Source organism: Pseudomonas sp. QD4 (assembly GCF_049199125.1).
GTDB lineage: Bacteria > Pseudomonadota > Gammaproteobacteria > Pseudomonadales > Pseudomonadaceae > Aquipseudomonas.
This window is the reverse complement of record NZ_JBLZOM010000001.1, coordinates 561,469-575,562: the sequence shown is the minus strand read 5'-3', so window position 1 is coordinate 575,562 and position 14,094 is coordinate 561,469. Positions and strand designations below refer to the sequence as shown.

General features: G+C 58.2%; 16 protein-coding genes. 6 read left to right on the top strand and 10 right to left on the bottom strand.

From position 1 onward, the window contains the following. Positions 1–47 precede the first annotated feature (47 nt). Both ACOZJV_RS02615 and ACOZJV_RS02610 read left to right on the top strand, forming a co-directional pair. Complete coding sequence (locus ACOZJV_RS02615) at positions 48–1,586, top strand: EAL domain-containing protein (RefSeq protein ID WP_201131018.1); 1,539 nt, start codon at positions 48–50, stop codon at positions 1,584–1,586. Between the two features lie 242 nt (positions 1,587–1,828). After that, positions 1,829–2,191, top strand: a complete 363-nt coding sequence (locus ACOZJV_RS02610; protein WP_421546745.1) for a histone-like nucleoid-structuring protein, MvaT/MvaU family — start codon at positions 1,829–1,831, stop codon at positions 2,189–2,191. A gap of 255 nt (positions 2,192–2,446) precedes the next feature. Here the strand turns inward: ACOZJV_RS02610 and ACOZJV_RS02605 are convergent, their stop codons facing one another. Next, the gene (locus ACOZJV_RS02605) at positions 2,447–2,974 is read right to left on the bottom strand and encodes a DUF4946 domain-containing protein (RefSeq protein ID WP_201131019.1); all 528 of its coding nucleotides are present in this window, start codon (positions 2,972–2,974) and stop codon (positions 2,447–2,449) included. 198 nt (positions 2,975–3,172) lie between these two features. Here ACOZJV_RS02605 and gloA point away from each other — a divergent pair, with 198 nt between their 5' ends. Continuing rightward, the gene (gene gloA / locus ACOZJV_RS02600) at positions 3,173–3,694 is read left to right on the top strand and encodes a lactoylglutathione lyase (protein ID WP_078473004.1); all 522 of its coding nucleotides are present in this window, start codon (positions 3,173–3,175) and stop codon (positions 3,692–3,694) included. 72 nt (positions 3,695–3,766) lie between these two features. On the opposite strand, the gene ahpF is transcribed toward gloA, so the two are convergent. The 3 genes from ahpF to ACOZJV_RS02585 all read right to left on the bottom strand — a co-directional run bounded on the left by ahpF (position 3,767) and on the right by ACOZJV_RS02585 (position 7,092). Further along, positions 3,767–5,332 (bottom strand): alkyl hydroperoxide reductase subunit F, encoded by a 1,566-nt coding sequence (gene ahpF / locus ACOZJV_RS02595; RefSeq protein WP_421546744.1) that lies wholly within the window; start codon positions 5,330–5,332, stop codon positions 3,767–3,769. A gap of 119 nt (positions 5,333–5,451) precedes the next feature. After that, positions 5,452–6,015: an alkyl hydroperoxide reductase subunit C gene (gene ahpC, locus ACOZJV_RS02590; RefSeq protein ID WP_020294651.1), complete on the bottom strand. Its 564-nt coding sequence runs from the start codon at positions 6,013–6,015 to the stop codon at positions 5,452–5,454. Positions 6,016–6,153: 138 nt separating this feature from the next. Then, the gene (locus ACOZJV_RS02585; RefSeq protein WP_421546743.1) at positions 6,154–7,092 is read right to left on the bottom strand and encodes a site-specific integrase; all 939 of its coding nucleotides are present in this window, start codon (positions 7,090–7,092) and stop codon (positions 6,154–6,156) included. A 176-nt stretch (positions 7,093–7,268) separates the two neighbouring features. Between ACOZJV_RS02585 and ACOZJV_RS02580 the strand changes: the two genes are divergently transcribed. Then, positions 7,269–8,285, top strand: a complete 1,017-nt coding sequence (locus tag ACOZJV_RS02580) for a DNA-binding protein (RefSeq protein ID WP_421546742.1) — start codon at positions 7,269–7,271, stop codon at positions 8,283–8,285. Here ACOZJV_RS02580 and gorA read toward each other — a convergent pair. Continuing rightward, positions 8,282–9,640, bottom strand: a complete 1,359-nt coding sequence (gene gorA / locus ACOZJV_RS02575) for a glutathione-disulfide reductase (protein ID WP_421546741.1) — start codon at positions 9,638–9,640, stop codon at positions 8,282–8,284. The two genes, ACOZJV_RS02580 and gorA, sit on opposite strands and share 4 nt — an antisense overlap. A 132-nt stretch (positions 9,641–9,772) precedes the next feature. Then, positions 9,773–10,612 (bottom strand): UTP--glucose-1-phosphate uridylyltransferase GalU, encoded by an 840-nt coding sequence (gene galU / locus ACOZJV_RS02570; RefSeq protein WP_078473009.1) that lies wholly within the window; start codon positions 10,610–10,612, stop codon positions 9,773–9,775. A gap of 280 nt (positions 10,613–10,892) precedes the next feature. On the opposite strand from galU, the gene ACOZJV_RS02565 reads away from it, so the two are divergent. Together ACOZJV_RS02565 and ACOZJV_RS02560 are read left to right on the top strand one after the other, a co-directional pair. Next, positions 10,893–11,081 carry a hypothetical protein gene (locus tag ACOZJV_RS02565; protein WP_421546740.1) on the top strand — a complete coding sequence of 63 codons (189 nt, stop codon included), beginning with the start codon at positions 10,893–10,895 and terminating at the stop codon, positions 11,079–11,081. A gap of 135 nt (positions 11,082–11,216) precedes the next feature. Continuing rightward, positions 11,217–11,498: a hypothetical protein gene (locus tag ACOZJV_RS02560; protein ID WP_043228295.1), complete on the top strand. Its 282-nt coding sequence runs from the start codon at positions 11,217–11,219 to the stop codon at positions 11,496–11,498. Positions 11,499–11,513: 15 nt separating this feature from the next. Here the strand turns inward: ACOZJV_RS02560 and ACOZJV_RS02555 are convergent, their stop codons facing one another. The 4 genes from ACOZJV_RS02555 to ACOZJV_RS02540 form a co-directional block, all read right to left on the bottom strand. Further along, the gene (locus tag ACOZJV_RS02555; protein WP_020294658.1) at positions 11,514–11,744 is read right to left on the bottom strand and encodes a hypothetical protein; all 231 of its coding nucleotides are present in this window, start codon (positions 11,742–11,744) and stop codon (positions 11,514–11,516) included. Between the two features lie 69 nt (positions 11,745–11,813). After that, positions 11,814–12,737 (bottom strand): c-type cytochrome, encoded by a 924-nt coding sequence (locus tag ACOZJV_RS02550; RefSeq protein WP_421546739.1) that lies wholly within the window; start codon positions 12,735–12,737, stop codon positions 11,814–11,816. Beyond that, complete coding sequence (locus ACOZJV_RS02545) at positions 12,734–13,384, bottom strand: c-type cytochrome (protein ID WP_421546738.1); 651 nt, start codon at positions 13,382–13,384, stop codon at positions 12,734–12,736. The genes ACOZJV_RS02550 and ACOZJV_RS02545 overlap by 4 nt, the downstream gene beginning before the upstream one ends. Before the next feature lie 195 nt (positions 13,385–13,579). Further along, entirely contained in the window at positions 13,580–13,930 is a 351-nt protein-coding gene (locus ACOZJV_RS02540) for a hypothetical protein (protein WP_078473013.1), read from the bottom strand. Between the last annotated feature and the right edge of the window lie 164 nt (positions 13,931–14,094).

Below are 14,094 nucleotides of genomic sequence, written 5' to 3'. Positions count from 1 at the left end.
TCTTCTGGCGCCAGTGTCCAGGCGCCGTCCCGTTATAGGTTTGGTCTATGCCATTGACCGTAAAAGGTCCGCAGAAACGCTCGACCCGTGCCCTGCGCACGCTGCTCATCGGCTTGCTGCCGGTGCTGCTGGGCATGATCATCCTGTACCTGCAGGCTGAGCGGGCGCTGCTCCAGAGCAGCCAGCAAACCGCCGAGGAAGCGATCCGCCAGTTCGACCTGATGCTCGACAACAGCGATATCGCCGCCCGCGTGTTGCTGCCTCTGGTTGGCGAGCCTTGCGATGAGACCCGGCAACTGGCGCTGCGCGACCAGGTCACACGCCGTCCGTTCGTGCGCTCGACAAACCTGGTCTGGCGGAACGACAACTACTGCAGTTCATTGCTCGGGCGTTTTTCAGCCGCCCTGGACCCACGAGACTATGTCGACGGTCGGTTGTGGTTGATGAATGGCAACCCGATCACACCCGACACTGCCCTGCTGATCTACCGCCTGAGCCAAGGCGAGCGCTCCGCGCTGGCGACCATCGACGGGTATCACCTGACGAACGCCCTGCGCCTGATCAGCCGTTACGCCGACCTGAAACTGCAAGTGGGCAACAGTTGGCTGTCAGCGGACGGCAAGGTCCATGGGCTACCTGTGCCATCCGCGCCGGTGGCCCACCAGGAGTTGGACTCCGCGCGCTACCCCTACCGCGTCAGCGCCGGCTTTCCCGAAGGCGATGTCTGGCTCTATATGAAGGCCCAGTACCCGCCGCTGTTCAGCCTGCTGCTGTTCTTTGGAATTCTCTCGGGATTCGCCGGCCACTGGTGGCAAAAGCGCTCGTCATCACCCAGTCACGAGCTGCAGCGGGCCCTGGGCGCCGCGGAGTTCATTCCCTACTTCCAGCCGGTGGTGCGTGGCGATACCGAGCAGTGGGCAGGCCTTGAAGTTCTGATGCGCTGGAAGCATCCCAAGGAAGGTTTGGTGCGCCCGGATTTGTTCATTCCGTTTGCCGAGCACTCCGGCCTGATCGTACCCATGACCCGCTCCCTGATGCAGCAGACCGCACAGCTGCTGGCGCCCAACGCCTCAAGCTTCAGCGATAACTTTCACATTGGCATCAACATCACCGCCAGCCACTGCCATGACCTGCAACTGCTCGATGACTGCCGCGACTTTCTCGCCCAGTTCCCCGCCGGCAAGGTGGTGCTGGTGCTGGAACTGACCGAACGCGAGTTGGTGGAACCCACCGCCATGACCCACAAACTGTTCGAAGAATTGCACAAGTTGGGGGTAATGATCGCCATTGACGACTTCGGAACCGGGCATTCCAGCCTGGCGTACTTGCGTCAGTTTAATGTCGACTATCTGAAGATTGATCAGAGCTTCGTTGCCATGATCGGTATTGACGCCCTTTCGCGTCATATACTCGACAGTGTCATCGAGCTCTCGGCGAAGCTGGACTTGGGCATCGTCGCCGAAGGTGTTGAAACACTAGAACAACGGGATTATCTGGCGGGAAAAGGCGTCGATTTCCTGCAAGGTTACTTGTTTGGTCGACCGATGCCGGGGGATGAATTCCTAACTGAGTTGGCGCGCCACTAAATAGCCATTTGCGCAAAAAAACACACAATGCATTGCCATTGTCATGCACCAATTTGAATCATCATTAGCAATTGATTCTTGCAAGAACAACATGATTTACTCTTGCCCCGTTAACTACTACAATTTTTCTGGCCTGTACAAGATTCACCGATAGGTCATTAAATTGAGTCGTTCCACGGCTCTTGGCCTCATCGTTTTGTATGTGCTTGGTATCAGCCAAATACCTTATTGGAGTAAAGATATTGTCCAGACTCGCTGAATTTCGTGCAGCAGAAAAAGCACTTCAAGTACAGCTCGCGCAGCTGGAATCCCTGAAGAACGATGCCGGGCTCAAAAAGGAAATCGAGTTCGAGGAAAAACTTCAGGGCCTGATGAAAACCTACGGCAAGAGCCTGCGCGACATCATCGCGATTCTCGATCCGAACCCGGGCAAGTCCCAGCCAGCAGCCTCTGCCCCGAAACAACGCCGCGCTCGCGTGGTCAAGGTCTATCAGAATCCACACACCGGTGAGCTGATTGAAACCAAGGGCGGCAATCATCGCGGGCTCAAAGCCTGGAAAGAAGAGTATGGCGCTGCCACTGTAGATTCCTGGCTACGCGGTTAACAACGCTTCGGTCACCAGGGCCCCGCATTGGCGGGGCCTTTGCTTTTTAGCAGTTTCGTTTATAGCCAATTGCATTAGTTACAACCGGCTAAATATTCACAACCTCAAGCATCTGCAATAAGGTTTGGCGAGAATCGGCACCTGCGTTCCAGATCGCGCACATTGAGCAAGAGCCACCCCATAACTTTGTGCTTAATTCGTTGTCATGGATGCGGAGCATTCTCTGCCAATGGAAATACCCTGCCAAGAGCAAGGTTAAAGTTTCAAGCTATTTCGGGTAGCGAGTATTTCATCCTGACTCTCTGCATAAGCCGCCGCCTGGCCAGCGTAAGAAAGTACATAGGCCTTATCGGCATCCAACGCCGCCACCAGTGTTTGCGACAACACATGCCGACCGTTCTGAGTAATGGTGCAGGTGGTTTCAAGAGCAGAGAGGCGACTCAATTGCGCTTCATGAATCCGATTGCACACACTTTGATAGCCACCTTGTGCAAAGTCCTTTTGCACTGACTTGCGCATCTCCAGCAGCACACCTTGAAGATTCACTGCATGACCACTTTCAACCTCCGTCATCGTCAACTCCATAACCAGTACCGGGGTGCCGCCGGCATCATTTTTCACTGCGCGCTGACGAGAGACTTTTGAACTCGGTTCGGCCGGCTGTTCGGGCAACGCCTCCACTTGCCACCCGCTGGGCCAGGCAATCACCGGCTCCGCAGCCTGGGCCAGGGCGCAGAGCAGCAGGCTGCATGTGAGGGCGGCGGTTTTTACGAAAAAGGGCATTGTCAGCAATACCTGAGAAACGGGTCTCAAAGTTTGCAGGTGACGCCAGGATTGGGCAATAGATCAGGAGCTTTGGGTTTGGCGCCAAGGACGGCTGTTGCGTATCATTGCGCATCCCAAGGATGCCTGAATCATCGCAAGCCAAGGCACCGCTCGTTTGCCCGAGCGCCGTTTGCCCCACTTTTTTCCGGAGGGCCCATGAGCCTGCACGAACTTGATACTTTCCCTGGCGTTACCGCCCAGCCTGACTCCGCCACCGCCAACTTTGTGTTCAACCACACCATGCTGCGGGTCAAGGACATCACTCAATCCCTGGATTTCTACACCCGTGTCCTGGGCTTCTCGCTGGTAGAAAAACGCGACTTCCCCGAGGCTGAATTCAGCCTGTACTTCCTGGCCCTGGTGGACAAGGCGCAGATCCCGGCTGACGCCGCAGCGCGTACCCAATGGATGAAGTCGATCCCGGGGATTCTCGAACTGACCCATAACCACGGCACCGAAAACGATCCGGATTTCGCCTACCACAATGGCAACACTGACCCTCGCGGCTTTGGCCACATTTGCATCTCGGTACCGGACATCGTTGCCGCCTGCGAGCGTTTCGAAACACTGGGCTGCGACTTCCAGAAACGCCTGACCGATGGCCGCATGAAAAGCCTGGCCTTTATCAAGGACCCGGACGGCTACTGGGTCGAAATCATCCAGCCGGCCCCGCTGTAGCAACTCGTTTTAACGGGCAAATAAAAACCCCATGAGCCTGGCTCATGGGGTTTTGTTTTTTGCGTCACCGCTTTACGCCGGAGCCGAGGTCCGGATCAAGTGGTCGAAAGCACTGAGAGATGCCTTGGCCCCCTCGCCTACCGCAATCACGATCTGTTTGTACGGCACCGTGGTGACGTCACCGGCAGCGAACACCCCGGGCAGAGACGTTTCACCGCGAGCGTCGACGATGATCTCGCCCCGTGGCGACAACTCGACAGTGCCTTTGAGCCAGTCCGTGTTGGGCAGCAAGCCGATCTGGACAAAAATCCCTTCCAGCTCGACGGTGTTGAACTCACCCGAATCACGGTCCTTGTAGACCAGACCGGTGACTTTCTGGCCGTCGCCCTTCACTTCGCTGGTCAGGGCGCTGGTGATGACCTTGACGTTCGGCAGGCTGTGCAGCTTGCGCTGCAGCACCGCATCGGCGCGCAACTTGCCGTCGAATTCCAGCAAGGTCACATGACTGACGATACCCGCCAGGTCGATGGCCGCTTCAACCCCGGAGTTGCCACCGCCGATCACTGCTACGCGCTTGCCCTTGAACAATGGGCCGTCGCAGTGCGGGCAGAAGCACACACCCTTGGCCTTGTACTCCTGCTCGCCCGGCACACCCATTTCACGCCAGCGGGCACCGGTGGCCAGGATCAGCGACTTGGCCTTGAGGCTGGCACCGCTTTCAAAGCGCACCTCATGCAACCCGCCCACTTTGGTTGCCGGGATCAGGGCGCTGGCGCGCTGCAGGTTCATGATGTCGACATCGTACTGACGAACGTGGGCTTCCAGGGCTCCAGCCAGTTTCGGGCCTTCGGTCTCCTGCACCGAGATGAAGTTTTCAATGGCCATGGTGTCCAGCACCTGGCCGCCAAAACGTTCGGCGGCGACACCCGTGCGGATGCCTTTACGAGCCGCGTAGATTGCTGCTGCGGCGCCCGCCGGGCCACCGCCGACCACCAGCACGTCAAAGGCGTCTTTGGCGTTGATTTTTTCGGCCTGTTTCTCGATTGCGCTGGTGTCGATCTTGCCGAGGATTTCCTCAAGCCCCATGCGGCCCTGGCCGAAGTTCACGCCGTTCAGGTACACGCTGGGGACGGCCATGATCTGACGCTCGTCGACCTCGTCCTGGAACAGCGCGCCGTCGATGGCCACGTGGCGGATATTCGGGTTCAGCACCGCCATCAGGTTCAGTGCCTGGACCACGTCGGGGCAGTTCTGGCAGGACAGCGAAAAGTAGGTTTCGAAATTGAATTCGCCCTTCAACGAGCGAATCTGCTCCAGCACTTCAGCACTGGCTTTCGAAGGGTGACCGCCGACTTGCAGCAAGGCCAGCACCAGCGAAGTAAATTCGTGGCCCATGGGGATACCGGCAAAACGCAGGCTGATATCGCTTCCCGGGCGGTTCAACGAGAACGAAGGCTTGCGCGCATCGGTACCGTTATCGAGCAAGGTGATCAGGCTCGAAAGACTGGCAACTTCTTTGAGCAGTTCAAGCATTTCCTGGGATTTCGCACCGTCGTCGAGGGAGGCTACGATCTCGATCGGCTGGGTGACCCGTTCCAGGTATGACTTCAACTGAGATTTAAGATTGGCGTCCAACATACGGGCGATTTCCTTTTAATTCGGTAAAAAAACGCCCGAGCGAAGGTCGCCCGGGCGTTTTGAGGGCGGTGCAGCTTACTTAAGGTGCGGTAAAACCCGCCCTGAGGTGCTTCACGGACTTAGATCTTGCCGACCAGGTCCAGGGATGGAGCGAGGGTGGCCTCGCCTTCTTTCCACTTGGCTGGGCAGACTTCGCCTGGGTGGGCGGCAACGTATTGAGCGGCCTTGATCTTGCGCAGCAGCTCGGATGCGTCACGGCCTACACCGCCATCGTTGATTTCGACGATTTTGATCTGGCCTTCAGGGTTGATCACGAAGGTGCCACGGTCAGCCAGACCTGCTTCTTCGATCAGTACGTCGAAGTTGCGGGAGATGGTCAGGGTTGGGTCACCGATCATGGTGTACTGGATTTTGCCGATGGCTGGCGAAGTGTTGTGCCAGGCAGCGTGGGCAAAATGGGTGTCGGTCGAGACGCTGTAGATTTCGACGCCCAGTTTCTGGAATTCGGCGTAGTTGTCGGCCAGGTCTTCCAGCTCGGTTGGGCAGACGAAGGTGAAGTCAGCTGGGTAGAAGAATACGACAGACCATTTGCCTTTCAGATCGGCGTCCGACACTTCGACGAATGCGCCGTTTTTGAATGCGGTTGCTTTGAACGGTTTAACTTGGCTGTTGATGATAGGCATCGTTGACTCTCCGTCAGTGGTTGAAAACTTGATGGGGAGAATCTTAGCCAACCCGCCGCCGATGCGCTCATTGGCAAACCTGATGCTACCGATTGGTTTTGACTATCAGCGGACTGTATTAATAGAAGAAACCCGAATCTACTGTTCGACCGGTTTTTCTTCGAGACGGGCCATGCCCAGGAACGGGCTGGCCTCGACGTAGCGCATGGCTGACTTCACGTCTTTCCAGCCGACATAACTCATCAAGGACTTCAGATCCCAGCCACTGCGGTGAGCCCAGGTTGCAAACCCGCGGCGCAGTGAATGGCTGGTGTAGCCTTCGGCCGCAATCCCGGCCCGCTCCAGCGCCTGACGCAACAAAGGGATCACGCTGTTGGCATGCAGCCCCTGCTCGCTCAGATTGCCCCAGCGATCGATGCTGCGAAAAACCGGACCACGCACCAACGCCGCGCTGGCGATCCACTCGATATAGGCCTGCACCGGACATAGCCGCTGCAACGATGGCGTCTGGTAGGTCCTGCCGAGGCTCTCTCGATCACTCTTGCTGCGCGGCACGTACACACGGATGCCGGAGCCGGCAATGGCCTGCACATGCTCGACGTGCAAGCGACACAACTCGTCGCTGCGAAAGCCGCGCCAGAAGCCAAGAAGAATCAGCGCCGTATCCCGTCGGGCACGCAACAGAGCCGGCGTGTCCTCATCGACAATCGCCTGCCGAGCTTCCAGGGCGAGGCAGTTGACCACCTGCTCCAGATGCTGCAACTGCAAAGGCTCGGCCTGTTTTTCCTGGACTGGATGCAAAGCGCGAATCCCCTTGAACACCTGCCGCACCACAGGCGCCTTGGTCGGATCGGCAAAACCCTGGCTGTTATGCCACTGCGCCAGGGCCGAGAGCCGCAGCTTCAGCGTGTTGATCGATAACTCACCGGCATAGGCCGCCAGATAGCGCGCCACACTGTCGCTGGTGGCGGGCAGGAAACCACCCCAACTCACCTCAAAATGTTCAATGGCGGCTCGATAGCTGCGCCGCGTGTTGTCACGCGTCGCGGCTTGCAGGTAACGATCCAGCTCACTCATGGGGATGCTTCGCTCTAAACGTACGGAAACTCGCGAAAAAAAGCGCAAATCGCTACTGACACGGGGTAATACCACTATATCCCATGTCATAAACGTAAATGATTTTATTAAAATAATGCGCTATATTATATGTAATTACATGGTACGTACCACAACACGAAATCGTAGGAGAGCACATGGCTCGCGGCGGCATAAATAAAGCGGTGGTGCAAACGGCACGCCTGGCGATCCTGGCGCGCGGCGAGCACCCGAGCATTGACGCAGTACGCATCGAAATGGGCAATACCGGCTCAAAAACCACTATTCATCGTTATTTGAAGGAGCTGGATGACGGGGTTGTACGCACGGGCACCCCGCCCCAGGAGCTTGAGGACGAACTGGCACAGCTGGTTACGCGCCTCGCAGAGCGTCTGCGAGAGCAAGCTCAGGAGCCCATCGAGCAGGCCCAGGCACAATTTGCGGCGCACAGGCTGGCCCTCGAAGAGCGTCTCGCAGAAGCTGAAAACACACGGGCTCAACTGCAGCAGCAACTGGACGTTCAAGGCGTAGCATTGGCGAATGAGAGCGCCACCCTGCTCAGCACCCGCTCCACGCTACAGAGCGAACAGACCCGCAATGCTGGCCTGAACCAGGCCTTGAGTGATTTCGAACTGCGCCTGAATGACAAGGACCAGCAAATCAGCTCCCTGGAAGACAAGCACCTGCATGCCCGTGACGCGCTGGAGCACTACCGCAGCGCGGTGAAGGATCAGCGCGAACAGGAGCAGCGACGTCACGAAGGGCAGCTGCAACAGGTCCAGATGGAGCTGCGCCAGGCACAGCAAAGTGCACTGGTTCGCCAGGATGAGATCACCCAACTGCATCGAGACAATGAGCGACTGTTCAGTGAGAACCGCGCCACTCAAAAAGAGCTGAAGCAGACTCAGGAGCAGGCGAAGAAGAGTGATGCGCGGATTGAGCAACTGCTGGAGCAATCAGGCCGTATGGACAGCGACCGGACGCTGCTTCAGGAACGCCTGCGCGTAGCCCTTCTGGAGAGCCACGCACTCAAGCAGCAAGCTGAAGAGCAGGCCCGCAGCAACAAGGAGTTGGAATTGCGCGCGACCAAGGCCGAGGCCGGCCTTGAAGCCCTGCGTCTGGCCACGCCACACAAGGCGCAGCCAGATGCACAGGAACCACCGCCGAACGCTTAGGCGCCGACCGGGGTACGCATGGTGACGAACTCTTCGGCGGCAGTCGGGTGCACGCCGATGGTTTCGTCGAAGTCGCGTTTGGTTGCGCCAGCCTTCAAGGCAATGGCCAGCCCCTGAACGATCTCACCCGCGTCGGGCCCGACCATATGGCAGCCCAGGACCTTATCGGTCTTGGCATCCACCACCAGCTTCATCAGGGTGCGCTCCTGGCATTCGGTCAGGGTCAGTTTCATCGGCCGGAAACGGCTTTCAAAAATCTGCACCTCGTGCCCCTCCTCCCGCGCCTGCTCTTCGGTCAGGCCGACCGTACCGATATTGGGCAGGCTGAACACGGCGGTAGGGATCATCCGGTAATCCACCGGACGATATTGCTCAGGCTTGAACAGGCGTCGCGCCACAGCCATACCTTCGGCCAAGGCTACGGGCGTCAGTTGCACGCGGCCGATGACATCGCCAATGGCCAGGATCGAGGGCTCGGCGCTCTGATACTGCTCATCAACCTCGACAAAGCCACGCTCATCCAACTTGACCCTGGTATTTTCCAGGCCCAGGTTGTCGAGCATCGGCCGCCGCCCCGTGGCATAGAACACACAGTCGGCCACCAGCTCTCGACCATCCTTGAGAGTGACACTCAGACTGCCATCGGCCTGTTTGTCGATCCGCTTGATATCCGAATTGAACTGCAGGTTCATCCCGCGCTTGGTCAATTCTTCCTGCAAATGCTTGCGCACCGCACCATCGAAGCCCCGCAGGAACAGCTCGCCGCGATACAGCAACGTGGTGTCCGCACCAAGGCCGTGGAAAATCCCGGCAAACTCGACGGCGATGTAACCCCCCCCGACGACCAGGACACGCTTTGGCAGCTCCTTGAGGAAGAACGCCTCGTTGGAACTGATGGCGTGTTCGCGCCCCGGAATATCCGGGATCTGCGGCCAGCCGCCCGTGGCGATCAGGATGTGCTTGGCGGTGTAGCGCTGGCCATTGACCTCCACCTGATGGGGATCGATCAGTTTGGCGTGGCCCTCGTGCAAGGTGACACCGCTGTTGACCAGCAGATTGCGGTAAATCCCGTTGAGGCGATGGATTTCCCGGTCCTTGTTGGCGATCAGGGTTGGCCAGTCAAAGCTCGCATCACCCAGGGTCCAGCCAAACCCTTGGGCCTGCTCGAAGTCTTCGGCGAAGTGTGCGCCGTACACCAGAAGCTTCTTCGGCACACAGCCGACGTTGACGCAGGTGCCACCCAGATAGCGACTCTCGGCCACGGCGACTTTCGCCCCAAAACCTGCGGCAAACCGCGCCGAGCGCACACCGCCGGAACCGGCGCCAATTACATAAAGATCAAAATCGTAGGCCATTTCACTCTCCCAGGCAGGCTGACAGCATAACCGCAGTTATCGATATGGTCAGCGCAGTGCATTTAACATCGGGGCAGAAAACGAAAAAGCCACCCGAAGGTGGCTTTTCAGTACAGGGTCCCGCCAGGGCTATCAGTAAGCCTTGCCAGTCTTGTAGAAGTTCTCGAAGCAGAAGTTGGTTGCGTCGATGTAGCCTTCGGCGCCACCGCAGTCAAAACGCTTGCCTTTGAACTTGTAGGCCATCACGCAGCCGTTTTGCGCCTGCTTCATCAGGGCGTCGGTGATCTGGATTTCGCCGCCCTTGCCTGGTTCGGTTTGCTCGATCAGGTCGAAGATGTCCGGGGTCAGAATGTAACGACCGATGATTGCCAGGTTCGACGGTGCATCTTCCGGCTTTGGCTTCTCGACCATGCTGTGTACGCGGTAGATGTCGTCGCGGATCATTTCGCCGGCGATTACGCCGTACTTGTGAGTTTCCTGCGGGTCGACTTCCTGGATGGCCACGATCGAGCAGCGGAACTGCTTGTACAGCTTGACCATCTGGGTCAGCACGCCGTCGCCGTCGAGGTTCACACACAGGTCATCCGCCAGGACCACGGCAAAAGGTTCGTCGCCAATTAGTGGCCGGCCGGTGAGGATGGCGTGGCCCAGGCCTTTCATTTCGGTCTGACGGGTGTAGGAGAACGAGCACTCGTCGAGCAACTTGCGGATACCGACCAGGTATTTCTCTTTGTCGGTGCCCTTGATTTGGTTTTCCAGCTCGTAACTGATGTCGAAGTGGTCTTCGAGGGCGCGCTTGCCGCGACCGGTCACGATGGAGATTTGGTTCAATCCGGCATCCAGCGCTTCTTCAACGCCGTACTGGATCAGTGGCTTGTTCACCACTGGCAGCATCTCTTTAGGCATGGCCTTAGTCGCTGGCAGGAAGCGAGTGCCGTAACCGGCTGCTGGGAACAAGCATTTCTTGATCATATGAGTCCTTAAAAGGGCTGTGCTTACGAGTTCGGCGCAGTCTAATCAGGCGGCGAGCACCTTACAATGCCCCGCGCTGGCTAACCGCTGCCATCATAGAGAAATATTCAAGCAGATAGTTCCACAGCATCCTGCAGATCGCTCCCCAGGTAAATCGCCGCCGCCCTGGCCGGAGGAAGTTTCAGAACAATCCCCTGTTGCCCCGAGCGTTAAATGCCACGCCCTTGAGGGGCGTTTGCCGCTATGATTACGCCCTTGATCCCGCTCACGAGACCTCTAGATGTCGGCAGCAAAAAGCATAAACGGTTACCTGATCAGTAAAGCGCAAGACGGCCAATGGTGGGTGACCAGCAGCAACGGCGAAAACATCGCCGGGCCGTTCGTCTCCGAAGCATTGGCGATTGAAGTGGCTTCAGTCCTGCAGGATCAGCCTCCGCCCCCGGCCCGGCGGCGCAACGCCAAGCCCTGAGCCCGCAATAACCGCATCGAGCCCTGCAACTAGCAGGGCTTTTTGATTGTCTGTACCGTAATGGCCGTTGGCTATGGCATTGCGCCTTGGCCTCGGCAACCGCGCCGCCCCTACTCTTGAATGACGACAACCTACATGAACAGACTTTTGGCACTGACCGCTGTATTGGCTCTGAGTGGATGCGCGACGGCCTCCAACACTTACCTGGCAAACGGCGAACAAGGCCTGAGCATCGATTGCTCCGGCGAAGCCAGCTCCTGGGCCAGCTGCTACGAGAAGGCTGACGCCTCTTGTGCGGGCACGGGCTACCGAATCGTCGGCACTGAAGGCACGCCCTCTCTGAAAGAGAGTGAAAAGACTCTGGGCGTCGATGTCGGCAACTTCAAGAGCCGCAGCGTGGTGGTGGTGTGCAAATAACCGGCACCTGCCGGCCTACATATGAATCTCGGCGAACTTGATACCCAGGCCACGGATCGTCTCGACCAGCTCGTCCAGCCGCGAGAATGACTCGACCTCATCGTTGTCATCCACCAGGAAATAGCTGCGCCCGGCGCTCTTCTTGAAAAAAACGATCCACTCTCCCGAATTCGCCGGATTTTGAATCACATGGGTCGCAGAGATATTACCCTCTGCATGCCGCTCCCTTACTTGCTCACGCTTCATGCCTGCTCCCAAAAAGACAATGCCGCCAAAGCATAGGCTTTGACGGCATCAGTGACGATGGTCGACAGTTTATCGGATGCCTTGGCCAATCAAAACGCCATCCAGCGTCTGACCGTACAAATTCACCCCATCATTGGCGTGAAACTTGACCCGGGTTTTCTCGATCGAGCCTTCCACCAGCCGCGGATCCTGCGGCCGCTCATGCTTGTTGACGAACGCCGCCACATCCCAGGCCTGCTGATCGCTCAGGGTTCCGGGCTTGCCCAGAGGCATGTTGTGCTTGATAAAAGACGCCGCCGTGTTGATCCGGTGCATCCCCGCGCCCCAGTTGTAGGAGTCCTTGCCCCACAACGGTGGCATTACATAATCCTGCCCGACCTTCTGCCCCTGGCCGTTATCGCCGTGGCAAACCGCACATTGAGCCTTGAACACCTGCTCGCCACGCGCAATGTCGTAGCCCTGGGCCGACTTGGGCACTTCCGGGTAGCCACGCCCCGGTAGTTCAACGCCGAGCGGCGCCTTGCTCGCCAGCCAGTAGGCGTACACCGACAACGCGGTGATTTCCTTGCTGTCCGCTGCGGGCGGCGTCCCACCGTTCATGCTGAACTGGAAGCAGCCCTGCAAGCGTTCGGCAAAGGTGTTGACCTTGTCGTTCTTTTGCCGATACGCCGGGTACATCGGGTAAGCCCCCCAAAGCGGCGCCGAGTTGGCGACCCGGCCCTGGCCAAGGTGACAGTTGCTGCAATTGAGACCGTTGCCGACAAAATTGGGCGCCATACGCTTGGTGTCGACAAACAGCGCATAGCCGTCACGGACCATCTTGCCGTAGGCGTTGTTCGGCAGTTCGCTTTCAGCCGGGGGCTGGAAGTACTGCCCGTGGCTGGCAGCGACCGGCGTCTGCAACTGGCTCTGATCCTCCATGGCAATGGATGCCGCCTGTACAGAAGTTGCCAGCAAACCGAAGGCCAACGGGAACGAAAAACGAATATTCATGGCCGGCTCTCCTGGCTGTTCACTTTGGAAAAATAATCAGCCACTGCCGTCACTTCCTCTGCGCTCAAGGACTTGGCGATGTGCCCCATCAGGTCGTCCGGGTCATTGCGCCGTGTGCCGTCGCGCCAGGCGTTCAGTTGGGCGGTCAGGTAGGCTGCGGATTGCCCGGCCAAAGGCGGAAAGGTCTGCCCCACCCCCACGCCACCCGGGCCGTGGCACGTCACACACTCCGGTACCTGTCGATCCCAGGCCCCACGCAGGGCCAGGCGTTCGCCCAGGCCATTGGGCGTTGCACTGCGGGAAATGGCGGGGGTCGCCGGGGCAGGCATGGCGGCGAGGGTTTGAGTGACCGCGCGAATTTCGTCCTCGGCCAGGGCCTTGGCCAGTGGCTGCATCACCGGACTGGTGCGCGAACCACTGCGAAAATCTTCCAGTTGCTTGCTCAGATAGCCGGCCGGTAGCCCTGCCAGACGGGGAAAGCCGGCTGCCGCCAGGCCCATGCCATCGGCTCCGTGGCACGAGACACAGGCCATTGCGGCAGGCTGCGCGCCACCCTGGGTGAAGACTTTCTGCCCCTCCACGGCGTGGGCAGATTGAACGGACAACAGCATCAGACTACTCAGCAGTATTCGATCCAGTGGGATCATGTCGAACTCCATTATTTTAGTTATATGCTTAGGCCTACTTAATATAAGCCTAAAAACAGTTGGCAAATAGCTATCACTGCTACAACTGCAAAATCGGAGTCGACCCACCGCACGCCTGAATATTCATCCACAAAAAAGCCCGCGGCGCTTCGAGACCCGAAGCGCGGCAGGCTGTTGAAAAAAATCGAGCGGCGGTCAGCCGGAAATGCATTCCTCGGCGGCCTTGCGGATATCGCCCGGGCGCATTGGAACGTTGGACATGCTCTCGTGCAGCTTGATGCTGCTGCCTCCCGAGCGCTCCTCAATATCAAACACCGCAGTCGGGCCTGAAGACACTTTCTGCGGAACAATGATGCGCATGCCGTCCTTGTGCGGCTCGACCTGCAAGGCTCCCCGGCTGCCGGCCAACTTCTCGGTGACGCACTTGGCGTACTCCGGCGGCTTTTTCCCCGAAATCACGTTCAGGGTGGGCGGCGCCTGGTTAATATCCGAGACGGTCGCACAACCGCTGATCGCCAGAGCCAGAATCAACACACCCCACTTCATACAAATCCTCCAATAAAAACCGTCCGACAGTGTAAATGGTGTTTTTCTCCGGCGCGGGAGGTTTTATCGCTCATAAATCGGTAAATAACTGTTTTAAATTGTCAAACCCGGCGGGAGCGGCCCGCTACTACCCCGTGCGGCCTGATAAACTGCGCCATCTTTCA

Bases quoted from the DNA above. Each gene is read 5' to 3' on its own strand.
- galU (WP_078473009.1), bottom strand. From the start codon at position 10,612: ATGATCAAGAAATGCTTGTTCCCAGCAGCCGGTTACGGCACTCGCTTC.
- ACOZJV_RS02565 (WP_421546740.1), top strand. From the start codon at position 10,893: ATGTCGGCAGCAAAAAGCATAAACGGTTACCTGATCAGTAAAGCGCAA.
- ACOZJV_RS02545 (WP_421546738.1), bottom strand. From the start codon at position 13,384: ATGATCCCACTGGATCGAATACTGCTGAGTAGTCTGATGCTGTTGTCC.
- ACOZJV_RS02585 (WP_421546743.1), bottom strand. From the start codon at position 7,092: ATGAGTGAGCTGGATCGTTACCTGCAAGCCGCGACGCGTGACAACACG.
- ACOZJV_RS02615 (WP_201131018.1), top strand. From the start codon at position 48: ATGCCATTGACCGTAAAAGGTCCGCAGAAACGCTCGACCCGTGCCCTG.
- ahpF (WP_421546744.1), bottom strand. From the start codon at position 5,332: ATGTTGGACGCCAATCTTAAATCTCAGTTGAAGTCATACCTGGAACGG.
- gorA (WP_421546741.1), bottom strand. From the start codon at position 9,640: ATGGCCTACGATTTTGATCTTTATGTAATTGGCGCCGGTTCCGGCGGT.
- ahpC (WP_020294651.1), bottom strand. From the start codon at position 6,015: ATGCCTATCATCAACAGCCAAGTTAAACCGTTCAAAGCAACCGCATTC.
- ACOZJV_RS02550 (WP_421546739.1), bottom strand. From the start codon at position 12,737: ATGAATATTCGTTTTTCGTTCCCGTTGGCCTTCGGTTTGCTGGCAACT.
- ACOZJV_RS02540 (WP_078473013.1), bottom strand. From the start codon at position 13,930: ATGAAGTGGGGTGTGTTGATTCTGGCTCTGGCGATCAGCGGTTGTGCG.
- ACOZJV_RS02605 (WP_201131019.1), bottom strand. From the start codon at position 2,974: ATGCCCTTTTTCGTAAAAACCGCCGCCCTCACATGCAGCCTGCTGCTC.
- gloA (WP_078473004.1), top strand. From the start codon at position 3,173: ATGAGCCTGCACGAACTTGATACTTTCCCTGGCGTTACCGCCCAGCCT.
- ACOZJV_RS02580 (WP_421546742.1), top strand. From the start codon at position 7,269: ATGGCTCGCGGCGGCATAAATAAAGCGGTGGTGCAAACGGCACGCCTG.
- ACOZJV_RS02555 (WP_020294658.1), bottom strand. From the start codon at position 11,744: ATGAAGCGTGAGCAAGTAAGGGAGCGGCATGCAGAGGGTAATATCTCT.
- ACOZJV_RS02560 (WP_043228295.1), top strand. From the start codon at position 11,217: ATGAACAGACTTTTGGCACTGACCGCTGTATTGGCTCTGAGTGGATGC.